Genomic DNA, 324 nt, shown 5'->3' with positions numbered 1-324 from the left:
CTCTTTTTTTTTTTTCTCCTTTCTCTTCTTCCTCCCCTTTTTTTCTTCTTTTTTCCCCCCCTTTCCCGTTCCTTCCCTCCCCCCCCTTTCTCCCTTTCCCTTTCTCCTTCCTCCCTCTTCTCTTTCCCCTTTCTCTCTTTCCCCCTCTCCCCTTTTCTTCTCTCTCTCTTTTCTCCTCCTCTCCCCTCCTCCCCCTTCCTTTCCCGCCCCCCTCCCTTCCCTCCCCCCCGCACCGGTACCTCCCCTTCTGCTCAAGGTGGCCGGAAAACCGGCAATGACCAGCAGCATGGCGTTACGAAAAATATGCTTCCACAGGATGTTGTG

1 protein-coding gene is annotated in these 324 nt (G+C 54.0%); it reads right to left on the bottom strand.

Annotated elements, in window-relative coordinates; all coding sequences use genetic code 11:
• Positions 1 to 324, bottom strand: a 324-nt coding sequence (locus F0Q32_RS25970) for a hypothetical protein (protein WP_188016920.1), incomplete at both ends; no start/stop codon positions are given.

The sequence above is a fragment of the Pseudocitrobacter sp. 73 genome, from assembly GCF_008369545.1.
GTDB classification, from domain to species: Bacteria; Pseudomonadota; Gammaproteobacteria; order Enterobacterales; family Enterobacteriaceae; genus Pseudocitrobacter; species Pseudocitrobacter vendiensis.
Note: the sequence above shows the minus strand (reverse complement) of the source record. Positions and strands in the feature narration are given on the sequence as shown.